General features: G+C 44.2%; 20 protein-coding genes. 8 read left to right on the plus strand and 12 right to left on the minus strand.

Going from position 1 to position 24,402, the window contains the following annotated elements:
- The first annotated feature begins 667 nt into the window (after window positions 1-667).
- From OP864_RS02025 to OP864_RS02040, 4 genes are all read left to right on the plus strand, one after another.
- Complete coding sequence (locus OP864_RS02025; RefSeq protein WP_270099642.1) at window positions 668-2,155, plus strand: DUF5106 domain-containing protein; 1,488 nt, start codon at window positions 668-670, stop codon at window positions 2,153-2,155.
- A 272-nt stretch (window positions 2,156-2,427) separates the two neighbouring features.
- Entirely contained in the window at window positions 2,428-3,798 is a 1,371-nt protein-coding gene (locus OP864_RS02030; RefSeq protein WP_270099643.1) for a Fic family protein, read from the plus strand.
- Between the two features lie 163 nt (window positions 3,799-3,961).
- A complete protein-coding gene (locus OP864_RS02035; RefSeq protein WP_270099644.1) occupies window positions 3,962-4,417 on the plus strand; it encodes a hypothetical protein in 456 nt (151 codons plus the stop codon).
- 1 nt (window position 4,418) lies between these two features.
- On the plus strand, window positions 4,419-5,291 hold the full coding sequence (locus tag OP864_RS02040) for a hypothetical protein (protein ID WP_270099645.1): 873 nt from the start codon (window positions 4,419-4,421) through the stop codon (window positions 5,289-5,291).
- 585 nt (window positions 5,292-5,876) lie between these two features.
- On the opposite strand, the gene OP864_RS02045 is transcribed toward OP864_RS02040, so the two are convergent.
- From OP864_RS02045 to OP864_RS02075, 7 genes are all read right to left on the minus strand, one after another.
- Window positions 5,877-7,016 (minus strand): glycosyltransferase family 2 protein, encoded by a 1,140-nt coding sequence (locus OP864_RS02045; protein ID WP_270099646.1) that lies wholly within the window; start codon window positions 7,014-7,016, stop codon window positions 5,877-5,879.
- A gap of 11 nt (window positions 7,017-7,027) precedes the next feature.
- Window positions 7,028-7,975 (minus strand): riboflavin biosynthesis protein RibF, encoded by a 948-nt coding sequence (ribF, locus tag OP864_RS02050; protein ID WP_270099647.1) that lies wholly within the window; start codon window positions 7,973-7,975, stop codon window positions 7,028-7,030.
- Entirely contained in the window at window positions 7,976-8,587 is a 612-nt protein-coding gene (locus OP864_RS02055) for an SH3 domain-containing protein (protein WP_270099648.1), read from the minus strand.
- 341 nt (window positions 8,588-8,928) lie between these two features.
- On the minus strand, window positions 8,929-11,283 hold the full coding sequence (locus OP864_RS02060; RefSeq protein ID WP_270099649.1) for a TonB-dependent receptor: 2,355 nt from the start codon (window positions 11,281-11,283) through the stop codon (window positions 8,929-8,931).
- A gap of 445 nt (window positions 11,284-11,728) precedes the next feature.
- Window positions 11,729-12,511 (minus strand): hypothetical protein, encoded by a 783-nt coding sequence (locus tag OP864_RS02065; protein ID WP_270099650.1) that lies wholly within the window; start codon window positions 12,509-12,511, stop codon window positions 11,729-11,731.
- An 11-nt stretch (window positions 12,512-12,522) separates the two neighbouring features.
- Window positions 12,523-12,891, minus strand: coding sequence for a hypothetical protein (locus OP864_RS02070; protein WP_002660120.1), 369 nt, complete (start codon window positions 12,889-12,891; stop codon window positions 12,523-12,525).
- Between the two features lie 4 nt (window positions 12,892-12,895).
- Window positions 12,896-13,237 carry a hypothetical protein gene (locus OP864_RS02075; protein ID WP_270099651.1) on the minus strand — a complete coding sequence of 114 codons (342 nt, stop codon included), beginning with the start codon at window positions 13,235-13,237 and terminating at the stop codon, window positions 12,896-12,898.
- A 231-nt stretch (window positions 13,238-13,468) separates the two neighbouring features.
- Between OP864_RS02075 and OP864_RS02080 the strand changes: the two genes are divergently transcribed.
- Window positions 13,469-14,332: a protoglobin domain-containing protein gene (locus tag OP864_RS02080; protein WP_270099652.1), complete on the plus strand. Its 864-nt coding sequence runs from the start codon at window positions 13,469-13,471 to the stop codon at window positions 14,330-14,332.
- Window positions 14,333-14,398: 66 nt separating this feature from the next.
- Here the strand turns inward: OP864_RS02080 and OP864_RS02085 are convergent, their stop codons facing one another.
- From OP864_RS02085 to OP864_RS02095, 3 genes are all read right to left on the minus strand, one after another.
- Window positions 14,399-15,187: a PspA/IM30 family protein gene (locus OP864_RS02085; RefSeq protein WP_270099653.1), complete on the minus strand. Its 789-nt coding sequence runs from the start codon at window positions 15,185-15,187 to the stop codon at window positions 14,399-14,401.
- An 82-nt stretch (window positions 15,188-15,269) separates the two neighbouring features.
- Window positions 15,270-15,662 carry a YbjN domain-containing protein gene (locus OP864_RS02090; RefSeq protein WP_270099655.1) on the minus strand — a complete coding sequence of 131 codons (393 nt, stop codon included), beginning with the start codon at window positions 15,660-15,662 and terminating at the stop codon, window positions 15,270-15,272.
- Window positions 15,663-15,996: 334 nt separating this feature from the next.
- The gene (locus OP864_RS02095) at window positions 15,997-18,540 is read right to left on the minus strand and encodes an ATP-dependent Clp protease ATP-binding subunit (RefSeq protein ID WP_270099656.1); all 2,544 of its coding nucleotides are present in this window, start codon (window positions 18,538-18,540) and stop codon (window positions 15,997-15,999) included.
- A gap of 451 nt (window positions 18,541-18,991) precedes the next feature.
- On the opposite strand from OP864_RS02095, the gene OP864_RS02100 reads away from it, so the two are divergent.
- Window positions 18,992-19,390, plus strand: a complete 399-nt coding sequence (locus OP864_RS02100) for an STAS domain-containing protein (protein ID WP_270099657.1) — start codon at window positions 18,992-18,994, stop codon at window positions 19,388-19,390.
- Window positions 19,390-20,304, plus strand: a complete 915-nt coding sequence (locus OP864_RS02105; RefSeq protein WP_270099658.1) for a ribonuclease Z — start codon at window positions 19,390-19,392, stop codon at window positions 20,302-20,304. The genes OP864_RS02100 and OP864_RS02105 overlap by 1 nt, the downstream gene beginning before the upstream one ends.
- A gap of 58 nt (window positions 20,305-20,362) precedes the next feature.
- Here OP864_RS02105 and OP864_RS02110 read toward each other — a convergent pair whose 3' ends face one another.
- Entirely contained in the window at window positions 20,363-22,531 is a 2,169-nt protein-coding gene (locus OP864_RS02110) for a glutamine synthetase III family protein (protein ID WP_349294441.1), read from the minus strand.
- Between the two features lie 349 nt (window positions 22,532-22,880).
- Complete coding sequence (locus OP864_RS02115; protein ID WP_014373563.1) at window positions 22,881-23,342, minus strand: type I restriction enzyme HsdR N-terminal domain-containing protein; 462 nt, start codon at window positions 23,340-23,342, stop codon at window positions 22,881-22,883.
- A 57-nt stretch (window positions 23,343-23,399) separates the two neighbouring features.
- Between OP864_RS02115 and OP864_RS02120 the strand changes: the two genes are divergently transcribed.
- Window positions 23,400-24,089, plus strand: coding sequence for a hypothetical protein (locus OP864_RS02120; RefSeq protein WP_270099660.1), 690 nt, complete (start codon window positions 23,400-23,402; stop codon window positions 24,087-24,089).
- Window positions 24,090-24,402: the final 313 nt, after the last annotated feature.

A 24,402-nucleotide genomic window follows, 5' to 3' on the forward strand; every position in this document is an offset into this window, starting at 1 on the left:
CCTTGTTGTCGTTGCGCAGCTCGCTGTTTTTTTTGGGCCTCAGCTGCGGCTTCGCCTTGCTGCGCTACGTTGCGCAGCTCGCTACTCGCTCGGCCCTGCGCAAAAAAACAAGTTTTTTGCTTGGTCTGCGGCTGCGCCGCACTGCTGCACATCGCTAGGCCGTTTTGGCCCTGCGGGCCAAGGACCAATTTCCTAAGCCTTGCAGCGAAGCTAAGAACTTAGCCCCTCTTTTTAAAACCTGATCTTTCTTTAAGGGAGTTTTAGCATTCTTGTTGAGCAAAATGGAAAAAAGACCCAAAAAATAAATCTAGCGCAAAAAAAGCCGTTTTGGCCTAGCGATGTGCAGCAGTGGCCCGCAGGGCCAGACCCAGTTTTTTTGAGCGCAGCGAAAAAAAACGCAGGGCCGAGCAGACCTGCGAGCTGCGAAACGTAGCGCAGCAAGCGCAGCGCAGCTGAGGCCCCCAAAAAAAATAAAAAAATAATTCCCTCGCAAAATGGACAAAAAAATAGCCGCCTTCGTTTTTTTCTTGCTGGCCCAGCTTTTGAATAACTTTAGGGCAGTAAATTTCGAATTTCAGTTTTAAATAGCCTTTAACTAGAAACTTAGTTAAAAAAACTTAGTTTTGTTGACGGTATTTAGATTTATATCAAAAATAAAATGCTTTACATGAATTGGATTGCACGCAGCTTATTGACCTTTTCCTTGTTTTGTTTTGCGCAAGGACTCTGGGCCCAAAAAGGCTATGACATCAAGGTAAAATTGAATAATTATAAGAACGATACCTGTATTTTGGGCTATCGTTTGGGAGACAAAACTTATGTAAAAGATACCGCTATTGGCCGCAATGCGCAGGGTTATTTTGAGTTTAAAAAAGATACGCTCTTAGAAAAAGGAGTGTATTTAATTTTGACCAAGCCGACCAATAGTTATTTCGAGTTTTTGGTCCCTTCTGATGAGGAACAAACACTGAGCTTAGAAACTAAGGACGAAGGCGGAAATTGGGTAAAAAACCTCAAGATTAAAGGCTCTAAGGATAATATGGCCTTTGTAAATTATCTGCATTTTTTGTCTGAGCAGGCCGAAAAAAACAGAAACTTACAGACTCGTTTGCAAGAACTGCAAAAAGAGCTAGACGAAATGCAGGGCCAGGGCCCCAAGAAGGCAAAATTGCAGGCCGAAAAAGAGGAGCTGGAGCAAAAAATGAAGAAATTGAATGGGGAAGTAACGGCTTATCAGGAAAAAATGATCAAGGAGCAGCCCAACTACTTATCGACCAAGTTAATTTTGGCTTCTCGTCAGCCCGAGGTGCCCGAAGCCATTGCTGGCGACAGACTACAGTCTTATTATTATTTCAAAAAACATTATTGGGATAATTTTGACTTTGGCGATATGCGTTTGATTCGCACCCCTGTTTTTCAGCAAAAGTTAGATTTTTACTGTGATAAATTGACGGTTCAGGATCCCGACTCTGTTATTGCTTCTGTTGATTTTATTTTGAGCAATATTATTAAGGCTGGCGACAAAGATATGTATCAGTTTGCGGCTGCGCATTTGCTCAATCGCTACGCCAACAGCAAAGTAATTTGCATGGATAATGTTTATTATCATATTGGAAGCAAATATTATTGTGGGGCGGAAAAGCCAGAATGGGTAGACCCCGAACAATTGGAGAAAATTTGTGAAAATGTTGAAGATTTGCGTTATAGCCTTTGTGGAGAAAAAGCGCAGGACATTAAACTGACCAATATTAAAACGGGCTTACCCGTTAGCCTTTATGGTTTAAAAAAGCGTTTTGTGGCCGTTTATTTTTGGGACCCCAGTTGCGGAAACTGTAGCAAAAACTCTAAGAAATTGGTCCCTGTTTATGAAAAATGGAAAGACAAAGGCTTTGAAATTTATGGGATTTGCAGCAAAAACATTGATGATGTAGATGCTTGTAAGAAAAAGATCAAAGAATTGGGCATGAACTGGATCAACACCAGCGATAAGGCTTATCCTTTGGCCTTGACCAAAAAGCTTTATAATGTAAAAGTGAATCCTTTTGTCTATTTGTTGGACCAAGAAAAAAATATCTTGTACAAACGCTTAGACCCCGAGCAAATTGATCAAATTTTGACTCGTGCAGCCGAAGAAGAGGCCAAAGAAAAAGGATAATTTTTTACCCTTTCAATTAGCGGCTTTCAAATAGCGAGCGGCAGAAAAATCAGATGGATTTTTCTGCCGCTTTTTTGTCTGAAAGATTATTAGTCAGTCTATCTGTAGACTTTTTTCTATTTTTACAATAATAGGTTAGTCCCGAGTTTAAAGTTTATTAAGCTTAAGCTCAAAACGAAAGGCTAAACTTTTGAATCTGTAAATCCAAAGGCAAATACTTACAAACAGTTTATAAACCAAGTTGGCTAAAAAATTTTTTAACACGACCTAATATGATTGAATTAAGCAGAGACCTCCTTTCAGCAGACCTATATCAAGAAATAAAAAACCTTCTTGGGGAAATTGAAGAATTTAGACAATCGCCCTTAGATAAAATTGCTCTTGAAAAACTAAGAGAACATTTTAGAACTCATCATATATTTCATAGTTCAGGAATAGAGGGCAACCGATTAACATTACAGGAAACTTCATTAGTTCTTAAAGAAGGGATCGATATCAGAGGGAAACCCTTGAAGGATAGTATTGAAGTTAAAAACCTTGGAATTGCCTTTGATTTTTTATACGAATTAGTACAACAAGATGTAGAAATTACTGAAAATTACATCAAGCAACTTCACAGTCTAATTATAGGCAACGACCCAACTCTAGATCCTGGCAATTATAGAAATATTGGTGTGATTATAACTGGTTCAGAACACAGACCCCCAGAACCTTTTGAAGTCCCAATAAAAATGCGTGATTTACTTGATTGGATTAAAGCCAATAAAGATGAAAATCCAATCATCGTTGCTGCTATTGCTCATCATGAAATGGTAAAAATCCACCCCTTTAAAGACGGAAATGGTAGAACGGCAAGATTACTTCTAAATTTAATATTACTCAAAAGTGGATTTCCAATTTGTAATATCAAAAGAAGCGAAAGACCAGACTATTACAATGCATTAAGTTTGGCTGATGAGGGAGAATATGAGCCAATAATTGAAGTCGTTACCAAAAACTGCACTGAATTATTTGGAGAGTATATTCGACTAAGAGATGAGTCAAATAGACTAAAAGGTTGGGCAAAAAGACTTGGTAATAAAGATACTCAACAGGAGCTGGCGAAAAGAAAGACTCAATTTGAACTTTGGTTGAATAAGGTGAATCAAATTAAACTAGAGTTCAAACAAGTTGTAAATGTAATTGATGAAAACGTAGAAAGTTATTATGTTAGCTTTTATGAATATCCTCCTATTACATTTGAAAAATATCAGCAGCTCAGAGAAAAAGGAATAGCGGCAGGTACCAACTTTTTTTCCATTCGTTTTCACAATAACGAGACAAATAGAATTGTAACTACCCTAATGTTTAGGTTCTATCGCTCTAATAAAAAATTCCCACCAACAGCAAACGTAATTCCACTTGAATTGAATTTTTTTAATGCAGAAATAAATGACTTCCAATTTATTGCTTACTCCAATCATAGCCATGAAATTAACTTAAGATCATTTTTCATTGCCGATAATGGCCGTCTCATAGTTAGATATGCAAATTCAGACGAAAAAAATCCAAATTGGGAAAAAGATCATAACAATGAAGTTCTTTCTGAGGTGGTTCAGTCCTTTTTTGAAAATGTATTTTCGTCGATGCTCGGAATTAGATAAAGGATAATTTCTTACCCTTTCAATTAGCGGCTTTCAAATAGCGAGCGGCAGAAAAATCAGATGGATTTTTCTGCCGCTTTTTTGTCTAAAAAATTATTGCTCAGTCTATTGACATTAGCATTTTTTAGCCTTAACTTTAGAAACAACAAAAAAACACAGCCCCATGATAAGTCTTCAAGAAAAAATGCAGGATTATAAATTGAGTAAAAAAATGCTCAAGGCTTTTTACGGCATTTCTTATCCGACCTTGCGCAAACGCCTGCGCGCTGCGGGTTTGGACCATTTTATTGGCCGCAGAAAATTTATTTTTGCAGAGTTTCTCCTCATTTTTAAGGCCTTGGGCCAACCTACAAGCATTTTGGAAGAAGTTGCAGAACTGGCCCTTATTTATGAGCAACTCATTAGCTTGGGCCTATTAGAGGGGCAGTCGCAAAAGGATTTGCCTACAAAAGGGCAAAAAAAGGAGGAAATTCTTTCTTCTTCGCCAAAATTATGGCTTTTGCAAAAGCCCTTGGCTTTGCTCGACCGCTTTATTGCTCTTTATTATCAAGTTTTGCTAAAAGGTTGGGAGTTGTTGTATGGTCCAACAGAAGAAAAATATTTTAAACAAATTGCCTAAAATGAGCCCAGACACATACTATAAGCTTAGCGAAGAACTAAGTCTCCACTTTTTGGGCCTAGAAGAGCTGAATAATACAGACTTAGCTCAAAAAGATAAGTATCGTCTCCATTTTGAAGTACTGTTTCCAAAATTTGATATTAGAGATCCCTATTATGTCGAACTATGGCGGCTAGATGCCTTTTTTAAGACTCAGCTCGAAAATATTCCGCCTGAAAAAAATCTATCTTTTGATCGGCGCAATAAACATTATATCTACTTGACGAAGGAGGCTTTGTCTCTGGAGTTAATCGAGCTACTCATTCAATATTTGCTTGAAAAAATAGGCAGTTATCTTCCAAGTGTTTTTTTGCCCCAAGAATTAGAAGCAGAATACCTTTATCAAAGTCAACAAAAGCGAAGGCTATACCGTCCCGAAATGTTTTTTGAGCAGCGAAACTTCTCTGTGAGAATCGATACCTTTATGAAATATGATGAGGAATGCCTAGAAAACTACGCTTACCAAATTATGCGTGACTATATGGACCGTAGAGAGGCCGATGCAGAAATTCTAAGTATTGAAAATGCCCCCAATAATCCTGAAGTAAAAAATATTAGCGCTAGAGTACGATTTCTGCTCAAAAAGCAGCCTTCTTTTACCCTTAAGTTCAGTTTTTATCCCGAACAAACTGCTTTAAGCAGCCAAGAAGACTTAGTCCTTCCCTTAACAATTAGTCCCCAACTCTTTCAGCTTAAAAAATTTGTTCTAGGCAAAGCCTTTAATCAAGAAGAAATTAGCCGCTGGCTAAGTCGAATTGTCAGAAATGGTACAGAAGCAATTCCTCCCGAAATTTATGGAGAAAGTCTAGAAGGTTTCTTTGATATAGAATATTAGTAAGCTGGCAAAAAAACTTAGCTAGGGGCTTTTCCCTAGGCGATGAAAAGATTTTTTACTACAATTTCTTTCTTCGATCTTTTATGGGCCGATGGTTTTAACCTTCGGCTCATTTTTTTGGATGTAAAATGGCCTCCCTTTTTGCTGTGGGTTTTAACCCACTGCTCCAAAACAAGCAAGAAAAAAACAGCTCCCCCAAGCACAACCGCAAAAAAAATCCCCTCGAATGAGGGGATGATAATTTTTTAGCTAGCCTAGGGCCTTGGCCCTGGGGTTCCTATGAAATTTATGGGAGATAGAAAAAACAACAGCAAAACTGCCGAAGAAAACAGCCCATCTTCAAAGCGATAGAGGATTTTAATCCTCTTCGCACTATAGATCTAGAATAGCTTTGTTGTATGGCTGTGGGTTTCAACCCACAGCTATGGCCGAAGGCCAAACGGCTGAGGGATAGAAAGTGGTGCGGCGCAGCCGCAGACCAAAGTTTTTGAGCGAAGCGAAAAAACTGCAGGGCCGAGCAGACCTGCGAGCCACGACATAGCCCGACCCAAGGCCGTAGGCCGCAGGGGCAGCCCCAAAAAAAAATTATAGCTCCAATTCTTTAAAGGTTTTTACCTTTTTGGCAAAATGCAGCCAGACAATACTTTTGCGCAAATAGCCTGCAGTATTAAATCGAGGCGTTTTTTGATAGGCATAGGCCGCAAGCCGCTCTTTTATTTCGGCTCTTTTTTTCCAGTGTTTGGGAAAAGCGAAGAAAAAATGCCAATGCGCCTTAACAATGGCCGCAATACTCCCCCATTTTCCATCCTTAAGAAAACGAATAGCGGCCAGACCATCGAGTAAAAGTCGCCAGTATAAGAGCAGAAAAAGTTTTGGCCCGCCCTCCAAATTTTTGAGCAGACAAACCAAACTATTTCTAAAATTGAGATAATCTTTTCGGGGATTATCGGGGGGCAGGGTGCCGCCGCCAACATGCCAAACCTTAGATTTTGGACAAACATAAATTTGGTAATTGCCTTTTTTTAATCGCCAGCAAAAATCAATTTCTTCCATATGAGCAAAAAAATCGGCATCTAATCCGCCAAACTGATGATAAAGTTGGCTGCGCACACAAAGGGCGGCCCCAGAGGCCCAAAAAACCTCTTGCGTTTGGTCATATTGCCCCTGATCTTCTTCCAATTCAGAAAAAATTCGTCCGCGACAAAAAGGATAGCCCCAATGGTCCATCCAGCCCCCTGCTGCACCAGCATATTCAAACAAATTGCGTTGGGCCTCCATCAAAATTTTGGGTTGGGCGGCCGCTCTTTGCGGAGATTTTTCTAGGCAATGAATCAATGGCTCTACCCAATCGGGACTAACTTCTACATCCGAATTGAGCAACACATAATAATCGGCATGTTGCAATTGGGCCAAGCCACGGTTGTAGCCTTCGGCAAAGCCATAGTTTTCGGGCAAATCAATATAATAGCGTGGAATTTTTCTGTCGGCAGATTGGGCCGGCGGAAAAGGCTGGTCGGCCGTAGCCATAAAGCGCTCGAAGCCCCATTTTTTTAGTCGGTCAATGGAATCGTCTGTAGAGCCGTTGTCAATCACAAAAAGTTGCGCATTCGGATAAGTCGTTTGCAAAACCGAGGGTAAAAAGCGCTCGAGATAATCGGCTCCATTATAATTGAGGATAGCGATAGCCACCAGCGGCTGTTGAGCGGCTACTTTAGAAGCAGGCATTTGATTTTATTTTATTGTTGGGCAAAAAAGGCAAGACTATCTAAGCGATCTTGCGCCAATTGTGCCGAAAGTTGGTCCAGATTTTCAAAGCGAACATCCGCTCTTAAATATTTGAGCATTTCGACCTTGAGCTCTTGGCCATAAAGGTCTCCCTCAAAATCAAAAATATTAACTTCGACGGTAATATTCGGTTCATTTTCTAAGGTAGGCCGCGGTCCTCGGTAAAGCATCCCCTGTTTTTTTTCGCCATTAGGCAAAATCACTTGCGCCACATAAATACCTTCTGGCGGCAAGAGTTTGTAGGGATTTTCTACGGCAATATTGGCGGTGGGAAAGCCCAGTTTTCGGCCCAATTGCAAGCCCTTCACTACTTTTCCAGAAAAACTATAGGGCCGCCCCAATAATTGTTGGGCCAGCATAATTTTGCCTTCAGAAATTGCTCTGCGAATTTTGGTCGAGCTCACAGCAATCTCATCCACTTCCTTTTTATCAAACTCCTTGAGTTCAAAATTGCGGCTTTTTTGTGCCTCTCGCAAAAAATGGATGTCGCCAGCCCGCCCCTTGCCAAACTTATGGTCGTAACCAATGGCAATACAAGCTGGCTGAAAATAATGCAGTAGAAATTGATCCAAATAATCTGCGGGACTCAAAGAAGAAAAGGCTTCGGTAAAAGGAACGACCACCAAGTTTGCAATGCCCGCCTGCTCCAAAATATCGGCTTTTTCTTCTAGGGTCGTGAGCAAACGCAAACTACTTTGTTCCCCTCTTTTTTGGGCCAAAACAATTCTTGGATGAGGATCAAAAGTCAGCAAAACCGTCTCTCCATCTCGCGCTTCAGCTAGTTGGACCAACTGCTTGATAATATGTTGATGCCCCAAATGCACTCCATCAAAAGAGCCCATGCTCAGCACCGCCCGCTTAAATTTGGGCAAAGCCTCTAGTTGGCGATAAATGTTCATCTAATTTTCCTGTTCTGTTTCGCTATTGCTATTTTCTGCCTCATCTGCGGCCTCCCTCGGGGGCCTTGGCGCAGGTTTATTTTTGCGGTAAGGACGAACGCCAGCCCCATACACCCAACCTTCTCGGCCATTTTTATCTCGCACTTTCACCCAAGGCTCCCGCGTAAATTCATCAACAGAAACACGCAAGCCCTGTTCAAAATCAGTCACTTCATTCAAAGAAATTAACTCCTCCCCATGGGGCAAATAGCGAATCAAAGTGCTATCCAAATAAGGGCCCGTCCGAAACTTCAGACTATCTAAAACGACATAATATTTTAACAGATTTGCCGTAGCCGCTGAGCTTGCCGCTTGGGCCGCCGTACTATCCACCGAAACCACTTCTGGCGCAGGCAACTCCTCCGTTCGGCTACATCTCGACACCCCATACAATAAAAGCGAACCAATTAACAAGCCCCCACTAATCAACTCAATGGGGCGCAAAACAGACAAAATCCCCTTTTTTTCTGTAGGATCTTTCTCCAAATTGAGCTTCTTCTGCTGCTGTTGCTGTTTTTTGGCCTTTGCTTCGGCTCTTTTTCTTTCCCTTCTTTTCCGAGAGCTTTCTGACATATTCTCTGCAATTTTATATTTTTTAGGGGCTTCCCCTGCGGCCCTTTGGGCCTTGGGTCGGGCTGTGTCGGGGCTCGCTATTCGCTCGGCCCTGCAGTTTTTTTTCGCTGCGCTCAAAAAACTTGGGTCTGCGGCTGCGCCGCCCCCCTATCCATCCCTAAGCCGACGCAAGGGCCTGGCCCCCACTAAAGCTTAAGCTGGAACTGCGCCAAATTTACAAAAAAGATCAAGCTATTTAGAACTTTATCAGCTCATTTCAACGACAGAGCAACTTCCTCTTCATAAAAAAATCCGCTCAGCAAAATAGCTAAGCGGATTTAAATTGAGGACCCAAAAACTGGCTAAAAATCTAGTTCCATCGCAATCACGGGTAAAATTCCACTCTGATACGCATTATAGATCCGATCTTCTTGAAAATGATAAAACGGCTGATACAAATTATTGAGATTATTACTCATATTCTGCACATCCAAAGAAAGCGTAAGCGAGGATTTTTTATAATTTTTTCGGTAGGCCAAACGAAAATCTAGCCGATAATAAACCGGGACATCTTCATCGGATTGCCCAAGGCTATAGCCCTGGCTTTCGTCAAAAACCATTCGGTTTTGGGCCAAAGAAGCCGCCGTATCTGCGGGCATATAACGGTAACCGCCATTGGCCAACAAACGAGCACTGCACAACAAACGCCCGCCCTTGGGCAAGGTCCATTCATAGCCCGTAGTAAAATTGGCCACAAAATGATTATCGTAGCGGCTGCGGTACCAATTATTATCAATTGCTCGGTAATTAGACCGAAAAAGCGAGAGCGAACTCATCAGGAAAAACCCTCTGCGAAATACTTTCTCAATGCTTAGATCAATGCCGTAATTTCGGTTGGCCCCCAAAGAAGCAAGCGGAACACGGCCAAAGCTCTTCCGCTGATTGTACAACCAAAAGGTACTGCCCGCCTCACTGCCAATCGGCTGATTGCTTCCGTACTGATACCAAGCTTCTACCAAAGTAGATAAATCGTAGCGAAGCGCCTGCCGCCAACTCAAAATCAAATGCTGCGAGTTGGCAATTTCTAAGGTTTCATTGGGGTTGATCTTAGTTTGGGTTTCATAGGTCCCCAAAGGCAACAATTGACCATAAACACCATAAGATAGGGCCAACTTTGTTTTCTTGCTCGGGCGATACATCAAAGCCGTTCGGGGCTCCAAACAATAAGTATTGTTGTAACCCTGAAAAAGGAAAGCTCCAGCGGCCAAAATTTGCCAACGTTTAGAGAGATTCCATTGAATTTGTGCATAGCCTCTTGCCCAATAATTAAATTTTAGGCCGGTGGCCAAAAAAGTATCCAAGCGCTCTGCATCATAATTATAATAGTCATGATGCAAATCATACAACTGCCCATAGAGGTTTAAGCCTGTTTTTAGCCTAAATTTTTGGTCCAACTTTTTACTGTAGACCCCAGAAAGGCTATACTGCTGCACCAACAAACTATTCGATTCTATACGTGTAGAATCCATAGGCGCATTGTTCACATTATAAATTGTTCCGTTGACCGAAGCGCCAGCCGTAGCCTGAAAATAAGCGCCCTTCCCCAAAACTTCACTGTATTTTAGGCCCAAAGTACCATTTGCCGTCCGGCTGTCAATGCTATTATGGTCCAAGCGGTTAATCCAATTGGTAGAATCTTCTTTAATGAGCCATTGCTCGGAGCCCAAGCCCCCCAAACCAAAAAAGCGAAGCTCTTTGCGGCGGTCCTTAGATTCCCAACTCAAATTAAAGGATAAATCCTGAAAGGTATTGGCTACATTAGAACGGACCACATAAAGCCCAAACTGAGAAAGTACCCCCAAAGTAGAATAGCGATAATTGAGCAAAAAACTACTCTGCCCTCTTTGAATCGGGCCCTCTGCACTAAAATCAATACCAATCAAACCAAAGCGAAAACTATAGGCTTGTTGGTTGGGGTTCCCCTTTCTAAAGTGCATATCTAAAATAGCCGATTGCGCATTGCCATATTCGGCAGCAAAACCACCAGCCGAAAAATCCGATTTGTCTAACAGGGCAATACTCAAAGCCGAAACGCCCCCATTTCTACTCATTGGAGCGGCAAAGTGGCCCATTCCCAAGAGTTCTACGCCCTCTAAGAAAAAAGTTTGGGTGGCCGTGGGGTTTCCCCGAATAATCATGTCGGCATTATTGTCCCAATAAGATTGCACGGCTGGAAAACTAAGGGCCATTCGGCTAGGGTCGTTAATGGCCCCAGGGTAGCGCTGCGTTTCCTCCACATTAAAAGAGCGGGTAGAAACAACAGAAAAACTATTCAAAGGACGGTTTTCTCTAAAATCATCGCCCCATTTCAAATCTTTTTGAGCCTCCATGCTCGCTTCTAGATAAGCGGGCTTAGAAGAGCGCAAAACAATATTATCTGTATAAAACGTCCGATAACCCGCCTTTTGGGCCTTTAGCGTTTGCCGCCCTAAAGGAACTCGGTCCAAACGAAAATAGCCATCGGCATCTGAGCTGGTAGAAATAATTGGATAACTGTCTTCTACAAAAACAATTACCCCCCCTAAGGGCTCTAGTGTTTCTGCATCTATAAGTAAGCCCTCAATTAGCTGGCTACCGCCGCTATTGTTGGCCTTTCTTTGGCCCCAGGCAACCGTTAGCAAACTCAGGAGCAGCAAACTTAAGTAATACTTTTTCATAATGTAGGTGTTCTGTTGGGGGAAATTGGCTAGTCAACTGGGAATTTAGTAGTTTATGACAAAAATACCGTCGTATAGGAACAGCTATATTTAACTTTTTTTTTTAGATTTTTTTTAGGTTGCTCTTTCCCTTGCATCATATTTTGTTTCCCCTCTCATAAATCCCACAAAATGAAATATTTTTTGGTCCTCCTCTGTCTACTAAGACTTTATTCTTTGGCTTCTGCTCAGTCATAAGGGCCAGCAAGAGTGCCCATGGCCCAGCGCTGCGCAGCCGTGGCCCGCAGGGCCAGACCCAATTTTTTGAGCGTAGCGAAAAAAACGCAGGGCCGAGCAGACCTGCGAGCGGCGCAGCATAGCGGCGGCCGACCGAGGAGCAGCCGAGCCGGCCGCGGGCCCCAAAACAAAAAAAAGAGAGCAACCAAATGGTCTACTCTCTATTATATTATCGTTTGACTAGCAAGCCTTGTTTGAAGCTGAGGAAGAGGTGGCGCATCTCTCGGAGCTCGGCGCCAATGCCTAAAATTTTCCATTCATCTTGATAAATCAGCAAGAGCAAGAGCTCGCGATTATAGCGGGCGGCCTGCGGATGATTGCAGCTAATGGGCAACAAAAGGGCTTTTTCTTCTTTAAATTCGGTGGCATAATCGGGCCAAGCCTGTAGGCTCCAGCGGTAGAGCGCTCGGAGTCGGCAAAATTCTTCTACGGCCAAGCCACCGGGGCCGGCCAAATTGTGATTAAAGGCCTTAGAGCAGCAGCGGGCCTCTAAGCCGGGCATATCCTCCTTGGTTAAAAGCTGTTCAAAATGGCTTAAAAAATCACTAACTTCCTCTTCGGCTAGGGGCAAATCGGCTATTTTTTCAGATTCCTCTTCTTGCTCAGTCCCCAGCATTTTGAGGGCTTCGGCGGCGGCAGATTCGGCAGCGGCCCAAATTTTCAGGCCGGCGGCTTCTTCGACCAAAAGGAGCCAAAGGCTATCATTGTAGCGTTCATTTTGGCCCAGATAAAACTCCACCTCTACTAAAAGTTGATGTTCATTGAGGCGTTCTTCTTCGCCTAGGCGGATGGCATCGCCCAATTCTAGGCAAGTTTGAAAAAAGTCGGCGGCCGATAAAAAAGGGGCATCTTCTAGGGCATCATTGGCCCAAAGTTGTTGAAAGAGGGCCAAATTTTGGCACTGCAGACAGAGTTGAAATTGCTCTAACCAGGCAGAGGAGGAAGTAGACATATAGGCTATTTTTAATGAGATGGGACCGTGTGTTGCATGCGTTCTTGTAGGCGAAGTAGCTCGGGGCATTGTTCGGCCTGTTGTTGTTCAAACTGTCGGATGAGCAGTTCTCGGTTTTGGCGATTAAGTTTTTGCTCTAGTTCTTGCAAGAGTTGCTCGCCTCCTAGGCAGGCCACATTTTCGGCCACTTTGAGTTGCATACTATCTAAGAGTTGCAATTTTTGGCCGGGGCTATTTTGTTGCTCGAGGCTATCGTAAAGGGGCAAAAGGACTCGATTACAATCGCACCAATCTTTGGCCAAATGCCGCGCGAGTTCATCGGGCGAGGGCTGGCAGGCCGTTAAAGTTAGGGCAAAAATGGAAAAAAAAAGAGGACGCATAAATTTAGCGGAGTTTGGTCAGTAATTGGGCCAAATCGGGGCAGCTAGCGGCAATGGCCTCCTCTAGTTGGCCTTCAAATAAGGCACGTTCTCGGGCGGGCAATTCGCGCAAGCTCGTTTGCATCCCATTAAAATCGGCACACTGATGAAAGCTTTTAAAAGCCGTAAGATATTCGCCTCGAGCAGCCGTTTTTGGAGCCGTCCGAAAAGCTGCCTCCTTGGCAATCAGCTCGGTACTTTCGGCACAATCGCAAACTTTTTTGGCCGCTTCTTGGGGCTGGGGCAACTCTTGAGCAGGGCCCAAAAAACTAAGGGCAAAGAGCAACTGAACTAAGGTAGATAACATAATATTTTGATTTAAAGATAGCCGATTTTTAACTAGGCTATTGGGTAAGAAGAACAAAAATAATAAATCGAAGGCATTTAGTCGAAAATAGCGGCTAACTCATAGAAAACTAGCTGTTTTCTATCTCAAAACAGTGACTCAAGCAAGACAATTGGCTCTTTAGGTTGTTAGGAGTAAATAAAGCTATTCAGCCAATAGCCAGAATAGTTCTTTTTTATATAAAATCATAATATGCAGACTTTTACAGCCGAAGCCTACAAGCTCCATTTCTATATTAGTCAGGACACTTTGGAGCAAATTCGTTCTGTTAGTCCCCAAATTACCCCCCAACTTCCTCAACTGATTGATACCTTTTACGAGCGTATGCTCAGCCACCGCAAATTTGCGGCCTACTATGAATCGGAGGCCCAAATTGAGCACCTCAAAAGCCTACACCTACGGTATTGGCAGAGCTTTTGGGCGGCAGAGGTAGACGATCGTTACATTCAGGACCGAAAGCGAATTGGCGAGGTGCATGCTCGGGTAGGTTTGCCTATGGACCTTTATTATGATGGCATTATTCTCTTTTCTCATTTGTTTAAGGCCCTTTTTCGACAAGAAAAAATTGCTTCCTTTGATTTATTGAGCGCCTATGATGAGTTGCTCAACTTGGATACGGCCTTGGTCGTTGATCGCTACAACTCGATTTCTAATGAGGTCTTAGAATTGCAAAACGCATCTTTATCGACCCCTGTTGCTCAAATTTGGGAAGAAATTCTCTTTTTGCCGATTGTGGGCATTATGGATTCTAAGCGATCTAAGGATATTATGGAAACCGTTTTGGGCCAAATTGCCGAAAAGCAGGCCAAGGTTTTTATTTTAGACATTAGTGGAGTGGCCATTATGGATACGGCCGTAGCCAACCATCTCCTCAAAATTAGTAAGGCCAGCCGACTGATGGGTTGCCGCTGCATTTTATCGGGCATTTCGCCAGCCGTGGCCCAAACCATTGTAGAGCTGGGCATTCAATTAGATGAAATTGAAACCAGCGGCAGCATGAAAGAGGCCCTGACTTCCGCCTTTGAAATTTCAGGATTGCGCATTGCCGCCTCCTAAAACAGAAAAAGTCGCTCCCAAAATTTGGGAGCGACTTTTTTTATCTATGCGCTAGGCCACTTTTTATTAAGCGCCTTTATTTTTGTCATCCACCTCAATTTTGATGGTCACATCGCTTTTTTCCTTAATTTCGATGCGTTCCTCCTGAGCGGGAAGCATACCCATTTTGCGCTTAAGATCATCCAAAGCTGCAGAAGCAGTTACGGTAGGATCATTGAGTGCAGTATCAATTTCGTCGTCAATGGTTTTGCTCTCATCGGCCATTTCGCCATAAGCTTCTGCCAAAGACTCTTGCTCTTCTACTTTCTCTTTCATGCGCTCTAGCATGCTCATAGTTCCAGAAGAGTCAATATTCGTCAATTGTTTGTTGAGTTTGGTGGTTGCCTTACTCACTTTATCACGAGCTTCTAGGCTGCGCAATTCGTTCTCCCATTTTGCGATTTGGCTCTTGAGCGTACGAATTTTGCCCTCCATAGTCGTTACCATACCATCGTACTTCTTCTTATTCTGAAGAGCCGTTTGGTATAGCTTGAGGTTTTCTTCACGACGAGCCAAAGCCTCTGTTGCTAGACGCTCAGCCTCGGCCGCATCCATTTGTCCAGATTGGCCTCTTTTCAATAAAGCCATCGCTTTCTTTTCGTAATCGTCTGCATTTTGCTTGTAAGTTTGTACTTCGCGGTTGGTACGAATAGCAATTGCTTTCACCTCCGCCAAACTTTGCAGGCTCTTGTCTAGGTCCGTTTTCAAATCGCGAATCCCCTGCTTTGTCATTTTGATGGGATTCTCTAGTTTATCAAGGGCAGAGTTGGCTTCGGCTTTACCAAGGCGGAACAAGCGCTTCAAAAATTGCCACATAGGTCAGATAGTTTAATTGATAGAAGAAGAGCGTTTAAGGCGCTCACTTAGATAAGATGATAAATAAAGGGAAAAAGTTCAATTATTTGGCCGCTACGTCCATAAATTCTTCAGCATGCTCTACCAAAGCAATCGCCATAGCGTTAATTGAAGACTCCAGTTCGTTGCGGTCCAAGTTTTCTAGGGCCAAAGTGTCGCGGAAAAGTACCCGACGCCCCTCCTCATCCAAAACAAAGGCGCCATGAATGAGTTCGCGGTTAATCTGTAGCAAACGCTTCAAAAAAGCAGCGTCTTTTTCCTCAATATCAAAAATATGCTGCTCCATAACAAGGACCTCGCCCTCGCAATCCAGCATTAGGTTACAAATACCCTGATTTTCATTGTTTAATACAAAGAGATTATCCTCTACACTTTCATGGCTAATTTCATGGCCCATATCCAGCAGATAATTCTTCACTTTCTCAAAGCTATTCATAGGGATGCGGTTATTGTGATTGAATATAATAGTCAGTTGCTCCTTGCCCCTGCTCTCTGGCTAATATAGTAGATTTTCGTCGGACTATCAAAGTTAGATTTACAAAATAATAGGCTTTTAATACTTCTTTTTTATTCTTTTCTTTGGGGCCTCCGCCTCGCTGCGCTCCTCGGCGCTACGTTGCGCAGCTCGCTATTCGCTCGGCCCTTCAGCCCTTCGGGCTTTGGTCTGGCCCTTCGGGCCACTGCTGCACATCGCTAGGCCAGCTCGACGAGCTAAACAAAAAAAGAGCTAGCAAATATTGCTAGCTCTTTTGCGCTTGGCCCAACTGGACCTACTTGCTTTCTTCTTCAGAGAAAATGCTAATCACTACCTCTTGTTCTTTATTCAAACTAGCTTCTAGCAAACTGCCTTCTGCCAATTCATTCTTGTGGTTGAGAATAAACTCCGCCAAAGGATCTTCCAAGTACTTTTGAATTGCTCTGTTCAATGGACGAGCACCAAACTGCGGATCGTAGCCTTTTTCAGCCATAAAGTCTTTGACCTCATCGGTCAATTGCAATTTGTAGCCTAGCTCTTCTACTCGCTTGTACAAGTTTTTCAAACTCAAATCAATGATTCTAAAGATTTCTTCTTTACCCAAAGAGTTAAAGACAATCACATCATCAATACGGTTCAAAAACTCAGGAGAGAAGGTCCGCTTGAGTGCATTTTGAATTACGCCCTTGGCTTCATCTGCCGCAGCTTCTTCTCTGGCCTTAGTAGAAAAACCAACTCCAGTTCCAAAGTCTTTCAAGCGACGAACCCCAACATTTGAGGTCATGATGATTAAAGTGTTTTTAAAGTCTACTTTGCGGCCCAAACCATCGGTTAACTGGCCATCGTCCAATACCTGCAACAAGATATTAAAGATATCGGGATGCGCTTTTTCGATTTCATCCAGAAGGATAACAGAATAAGGCTTTCGACGAACTTTCTCCGTCAATTGTCCCCCTTCTTCATATCCTACGTAGCCGGGAGGCGCTCCAATAAGACGGCTCACAGAGAATTTCTCCATGTATTCACTCATATCAATGCGGATCAAGGCATCTTCCGAGTCAAACATCTGCCGCGCCAATACTTTGGCCAATTCTGTTTTACCCACCCCAGTTGGACCGAGGAAAATAAAGGTTCCAATTGGCTTGTTCGGATCTTTTAGGCCTACGCGGTTCCGCTGAATGGCTTTAGTAATCTTCACAATGGCTTCATCCTGACCAATTACATTATCCTTGAGGTCTTGGCCCATACTCAATAGCTTGACGCTTTCGCTTTCGGCTACATTGCTTACGGGAATTCCAGTCATCATAGACACCACCTCGGCAATGTCTTCAATAGTTACTGGATAACGCTTACTCTTCGACTCTTCCTCCCAATCAATGCGGGCCTGCTCTAGCTGGCGAATCAACTTAGACTCGCTATCGCGGAAGTTGGCCGCTTTTTCATATTCTTGGTCTCGAACAGCTTGGTTCTTTTCTTCCTTCACTTTTTCAATCTCGGCCTCTAGCTCCATAATGTGCTTGGGCACATGGATATTTTTGAGGTGTACCCGAGCGCCCACTTCATCCATCACATCAATCGCCTTATCGGGCAAGAAACGATCAGAGATATAGCGGTCAGAAAGTTTCACACAAGCCTCTAGGGTTTCATCTGTATATTCTACATGATGGAAGGCCTCATATTTCTCTCGAATATTGCTCAAGATATGAATAGCTTCTTCTGGAGAAGGTGGCTCGATGATTACTTTTTGGAAACGGCGATCTAGGGCGCCATCTTTCTCAATGTACTGACGGTACTCATCCAAGGTAGAGGCCCCAATACATTGGAGTTCTCCACGAGCAAGAGCGGGCTTAAAAATATTAGAAGCATCTAGCGAGCCTGTGGCCCCACCAGCGCCTACAATGGTATGAATTTCATCAATAAAGAGGATGACATCTCTAGATTTTTCTAGTTCCGTCATAATGGCCTTCATCCGCTCTTCAAACTGCCCGCGATATTTGGTCCCGGCTACCAGAGCAGCTAGGTCCAACATCACAATGCGCTTGTCAAAAAGTGTTCTAGACACTTTGCGCTGCTGAATGCGGAGGGCCAGCCCCTCTACCACAGCGGTTTTTCCCACCCCAGGTTCTCCAATGAGAATCGGGTTATTCTTTTTACGGCGAGACAAAATTTGCGAAAGGCGTTCAATTTCCTTTTCGCGGCCAATAATGGGATCCAATTTATCCTCTTCGGCCAATTTGGTAATATCTCGGCCAAAATTATCGAGTACGGGAGTATGTGATTTGCCCTTGGCGGCTCCGCCAGCGGCACGGCCACGGTTGCCTCCACGGCTGCCTCCTTCTTCCTCAAACTCATCTTCTCCACCTGCGGCATCTAGCAAATTGGGATTGCTTTCGGCGAGCAAATAATCTAGCTCTGCCTTATAGCCATCATAATCAATCTCGAACTCCTGCAAAACACGAGCAGCTAGATTTTCGGGATACTTAAGAAGAGAGAGCAAAATATGCTCTGTGCCGACCAATTCATTTTTCATGCGTTTGGCCTCTAAAAAGGTAATTTTAAGCACCTTTTCGGCTTGGCGAGTAAGGGGCAGATTGCCTACTGTGTAAGAGGGGCGTTCTCTGCGTTGTGTTTTCTGGACAGAATCTTCAATGGCTTGGCGCAAGTCCGAAACATCCACATCTAAAGATTGGAGGACGGCAACGGCCAAGCTCTGTTCATCCTGAAGGATACCGAGCAAAAGGTGTTCGGTTCCAATTTGGTCGTGTCCAAAGCGAAGGGCTTCTTCTCTAGAGAAAGAAATGACCTCTTTGACTTTGGGAGAAAAGCGATTATCAGGCATATTCAAACTAAGGTTATTTTCTAAAATTGGGTGTGTAAGGGCAATTGGCCTCACTTTTATAAACGCAAGCCGCTTTAAAAAGATTTGGCCATCTGTCTTGACTGTCCAATATTAAAGATTATTTTCTGAAATCGAAAGAATTTATTTTTATTTTAGGCCCTATACTTTTGAGGGCTTTGGTCCTTTTTTGGGGTTTTGCAGGCGGCAAAGCCGCCGCAGGCCTAGCGATGCGAAGCGGGTGGCCCGTAGGGGCAGACCGAGCCGCTGAAAGCGGCGAAGGGCCGAGCGAACAGCGAGCCCCGAAGCGTAGCGCCGCAAGGCGAAGCCGCAGCGGAGGCCCCAAATCCTTAAAAGCAGAAAAGACAAAAAAGGGTCCATAATGGCCAAAAATGGCTAGATTTTTTATAGAAAAGGGCCTAATATTGAATAGAACCAGAAAAGAAAATAGACCATGAAATACGCAGTAGAAAAGTCAGAAGAGTACGCTCTAGTCAGCCTTCAGGAGGAAAATTTGAATTCTTTGAAAGCCCCTGAACTAAAATCGGAATTGATTCTGTTGAAGAATGCCGGAAACAAAAATTTGATCTTGGATTTGTCGGCAGTAAAATATGTCGATTCGTCTGGATTGAGTGCCATTTTGACAGGTAACCGTTTGTGGACGGAAGAGGGGGGCCAATTTGTGCTTACGGGCGTAGAGCACCCCAGTGTAAAAACCTTGATTAGCATTTCGCGTTTAGATAGCGTTTTGGACATCAAGGAAAATTTGGAACAGGCTGTAAAATGGGTCATGATGCAAGCCCTGCGTTCTCAGTTAGAAAATGAAGCGCCAGCTGAAGAAGACGAACTATAATGATGCGTTTTGAAGTAAGCATTTTGGGCAGCAATGCGGCCCTACCTACTTATAAGAGTTTTACCTCTTCTCAATTTTTGAATATTCGGGAGCATTATTGCCTGATTGATTGTGGGGAGGGTTGCCAGATTGCGGTGCAGCGCTATCAGGTGAAGGCCTTTCAGATTAAGGATATTTTCATTAGCCATTTGCATGGAGATCATGTTTTGGGCCTAATGGGTTTATTGATGTCTTTTGGCTTGAATCAGCGACAGAAAAAGCTGCGGCTGTATGGCCCAAAAGGAATTCGGGAGTGGGTGGAGGTTCAAATGCGCCTAATGAATGCTCACTTGAGCTATCCCTTGGAAATTCGGGAATGTGATTCGGAGCAATCGGAATTGCTATTAGATACCCCAAGTTTTCAGGTTTTTAGTTTGCCTTTGGCGCATCGGGTGGCTTGTCAGGGTTTTCTCTTTAAGGAAAAGCTCGCTCATCCGAATATGCGCAAAGATCGAATTTTGGAGTTGGATATTCCCTTTAAGCAAATTCCGGCCATTAAAGCGGGCGGAGGATTTACGGATGCCGAGGGTAAATTTTGGCCCCATGAAGAACTTTGCACGCCTCCTCCCCCGCCCCGAACTTATGCCTATTGTTCTGATACGGCTTTTCATCCGCCTTTGGCGGAGCTCATTCGGGGTGTAGATTTACTTTATCATGAGGCTACATTTTTGCATGAGCTGCTCAAAAATGCAAAAAAGACGGGGCATAGCACCGCCAAGCAGGCCGGAGAAATGGCCAAATTGGCCCAGGTCAAAAAGCTATTGATTGGGCATTTTTCTACTCGCTATCAAGACACAAAAGCGCTTTTAGAAGAAGCTCAAAGTGAATTTGCCGAAACGGCAGCCGCCGAAGAAGGCAAAACCTATAGCGTTTAAAGCAAAAAGCGGATCCACTAAAGTGGATCCGCTTTTTTTTGGCCTTATCAGCAGCTGTTTAACTCATAAACATCATTTCGCGATATTTCAAGAAAGGCCATTCTTGATCATCAACCAAACCTTCTAACTGATCAGAAACCGCACGGATTTCCTCCATCAAAGGTTTTACCTCATTACAATAGGTATGGGCCATTTCTTCGGCCTCTAGTTGGCCTGCTTTCACACGAAGCTGCTTCATGGCATAAGCCTTTGTTTTTAGGGCCGAAATTCCCTCTGAAAGCTCGGCCAGCAGCTCTTTTTGAGCGGCATAGCTACTTTCTTCTAAGCCCAATTGTTTGAGCTGCAAGGCATTTTGGGCCAAGCTATTTTGGTAGCGAATGGCAGCGGGAATCACTTGATTCACGACCATTTCGGCCAAAATTCTCGACTCAATTTGCAGTTGCAAAGCATAGCTTTCTAAACGGACCTCCAAATGGGCCGCCAACTCTTCTTCAGAAAGGACCTTGGTGCTGGTAAATAGCGCCTTGGCCTTATCCGTAGCATAAGCAGTAAGGGCCTCTGGAGTAGTCATGAAGTTATTCAAGCCCCGACTTTTTGCCTCTTCTTTCCATTCATCGCTATAGTTATCGCCTTCAAAGCGAATAGGCTTCGACTCCACAATATAGCGCTTGATGACTTGCAAAATAGCCGACTGCTGCGATTGTCCAGCCGCTTTTAGGGCCTCCACATCGGCATAGAAGTTTTCTAGCTGCTGGCCCATAATGCTATTCATAATGGTCATTGGGCCGGCACAGTTGGCCGTAGAGCCCACCATCCGAATCTCAAATTTGTTGCCTGTAAAGGCAAAGGGAGAGGTCCGGTTACGGTCGGTATTATCTTTCTCTAGATCTGGAATTTTGCTCAGCAAAGAGAACACCCGATTCACTTCAGCCTCGGTGCTATCGCCTTCTTCAATGGCATCTAAAACCTTGGTCAGGGCTTCTCCAACAAAGACAGAAATAATAGCGGGAGGCGCTTCATTGGCCCCCAAACGGTGGTCATTAGAAGCAGAGGCAATACTGGCCCGCAACAAATCTGCATGCTCATATACGGCCCGAATAGTATTGACGAAGAAGGTCAAAAACTGTAGGTTTTTGCCTGGGTTTTTACCTGGAGACAAAAGATTTTTGCCCGTATCCGTAGCAATTGACCAGTTGTTGTGCTTACCCGAGCCGTTCACATTGGCATAGGGTTTTTCATGCAAAAGCACCCGCAACTTATGGCGGCGCGCGATGCGATCCATCAAATCCATCAACAATTGGTTGTGGTCTACAGCCACATTGATTTCCTCATATTGAGGGGCCAACTCATACTGAGAAGGAGCCACCTCATTGTGGCGAGTACGGACGGGAATGCCCAATTTGTGGCATTCTACCTCCAAATCACGCATATAAGCATAGGCGCGCTCTGGAATAGAACCAAAATAGTGGTCATCTAATTGCTGCCCCTTGGGCGCAGAACGGCCCAAAAGGGTGCGGCCCGTAAAGCGCAAATCGGGACGAGCCTCATAAAGGGCCTCATCAATCAAAAAATACTCTTGCTCCCAGCCCAAGGTCGCATAAACCTTTTGTACGGCAGGATCAAAAAGCTGACAAACCTTTACCGCCGCCTTTTCTAAGCAAGATTGCGATTTGAGCAAAGGCAATTTATAATCTAGTGATTGTCCCCCATAGGTGACAAAAATAGTTGGAATACAAAGTGTCTTATCGTCTCCTACCTCCAAAATAAAAGCGGGAGAACTAGGGTCCCATGCGGTATATCCACGAGCCTCAAAAGTAGAGCGCAAGCCTCCGCCAGGAAAGCTAGAGCCATCGGGTTCTTGTTGGACGAGCGCCTCGCCTCTAAACTCTTCAATAGCGGCGCCTTGGCCATCTAAAGTAAAGAAAGAGTCGTGTTTTTCGGCCGTGCGGCCAGTAAGGGGTTGAAACCAGTGCGCATAATGCGTCACGCCTTTAGAGCTGGCCCAATTGCGCATTGCATCGGCAATATGGTCGGCAGTTTCACGGTCTAGGTTCTCCCCAGATTCAATCGTTTGGATGACTTGTTTGTAAATCCGGGCTGGCAAAAATTCTTGCATGGCTTTTTTGCCAAAAACCTGGCTAGCAAAATAGTCTGAAATACGGCTGCTAGGCGTTTGTACGGGGGTATTTTCGCGGGCTAGCAGACTTTCTAATGCGGAAAAACGCATGGATTTACTCATAATAATAGAGTGCTAAATTTACAGAATCAAACGGGCTCTCTTGGTCCATCGAAAATGCTTTTCTGAGTTCCGAATGGAGCTTGGGAGCTGCTCTCTCCTCATTTTTAATTAAAAGTTACTCTTTTTTATTGTTAGCTGTTTTTTCTTTTTTGGGGCCTCCTGCCTACGGCAGGCGCTACGTTTCGGGGCTCGCAGGTCTGCTCGGCCCTGCGCCGCCTTTGGCGGCTGGGTCTGCGGCTTCGCCGTCCCCCTTCACATCGCTAGGCCAAATGGACCCACTTTGCTCGAGCAGAAGTAGTTGGGGCTAAATCAAGTAGTTAAGATAGTAAGTTCCCTCTTAATTTTCAGCGTAAAATGGAATTTCCCCCAAAACTTCATACTCTTTTAATTTGGGGTTCCAGACAAAGCCATAGTTTTGCCGCCCATTAGAAATAATGAGGTAGGGCATTTGTAGGCTGCTGTTGTAGCGCATAATTTGGTCCAATACCACTGCATTTAGGCTTTGCCGAGGCGCCTTGAGCTCAAAAAGGACCAAGGGCTGGGTATTTTTATCAAATAAAAGCAAATCTGTGCGCCGCTTTTGGCCATAAACGGCCAAGCCTTTTTCTACCTGCATTTTGCTAAAGGGGTAGGCTTTTTCGGTCTTGAGGTACTGGATCCAAAGTTGGCGCAGCCATTCTTCGGCTTGTAGGACCAGCCATTTTCGGCGGACGGGGTCAAATATTTGTTTTTGTTCTCCCTCTGTCCGAATTTGTAGCTGCTCTTGATAGGCTAGCAAAGGGACCTCTAATGATTTCATGCTGGGCGCAGTTTTTGCAAGAATGTGTAGTAATTCTAAACGACAAAGAAAAGAACTATGCAAAAATTTTTCTGGATATTGCCCCTACTTTTTATTCCCCTCTCCTCGCTTTGGGCGCAAAAAGGTACTTATATATATAAGGATAAGGATATAGAAATCCAACTTTCTTTAAAAGAAAAGGGAAGATTTGAATATGTTCGCATTGAGAAATGGGCCAGATTGAGCGCCGAGGGCAACTGGAAGGCCCAAGGAGACAAGCTCTTCTTACAATCTGACTATCAAATTGATAGCTTTTTGGTCCAATCAGATTCGCTCAGTCAGGGCCCAGAAAATTTATCGCTTTGCATCAATGCACTTTCGGCCCAAGCCGCCCCCAAAGAAATTGGTAGCCTGATTGTTAATGATAGCTTTTATTGCCACCAAGACCAAGATAAACTGCTGGCCAGCATTGAGGAAAGAGGTAAAATCCGAAGAGCAGGAACCGCAGAAGAACGAGAAAAATTAGCCCAGACTTATGCTCCCCTCTATTATAATTGTAAGCTCCCCAAAGGCGAAAATCTGGCCCAAGTGGAATTGCAAATTAACGGACAAAGCAGTTTTTTCTACCCCGAACAAAATAAACATCATAAGCATTTTGAGTTTACTTTCCGGCTGTCGCCCTCTAAACAATATGCTTACCTTAAGCCGCAGACTTGGACCATCAAGAGACGAAAGTTGATTGATCCCCAAGGGCGGAAGTTGAAGTAAAGAAAAAGAGCAAACCTAAAGGTTTGCTCTTTTTTTGGGCCTTAGAGAATATTTTAAATGGTTCCCGCAAACAAGCCCCCAATGGATTCCTTAGGGAATCCATTGGAGGGGCGGGTGGGCGGGGTCGTGACTAAGGATGACGAGCGAAGCGAGGAATACCGCTTTTGCGAAGGCCCGAAGGGCCGCTGAAGGCCCAGCGCTGCGCAGCCGTGGCGCGAAGCGCCAGACCCAGGAGCGAAGCGACGCAGGGCCGAGCAGACTTGCGAGCGGCGCAGCATAGCGGCGGCCGGCTTGCCGGCCGCGGGCCCCAAAT

Origin of the sequence: Saprospira grandis (assembly GCF_027594745.1) — a bacterium.
In the GTDB taxonomy this organism is placed as follows: Bacteria; Bacteroidota; Bacteroidia; order Chitinophagales; family Saprospiraceae; genus Saprospira; species Saprospira grandis.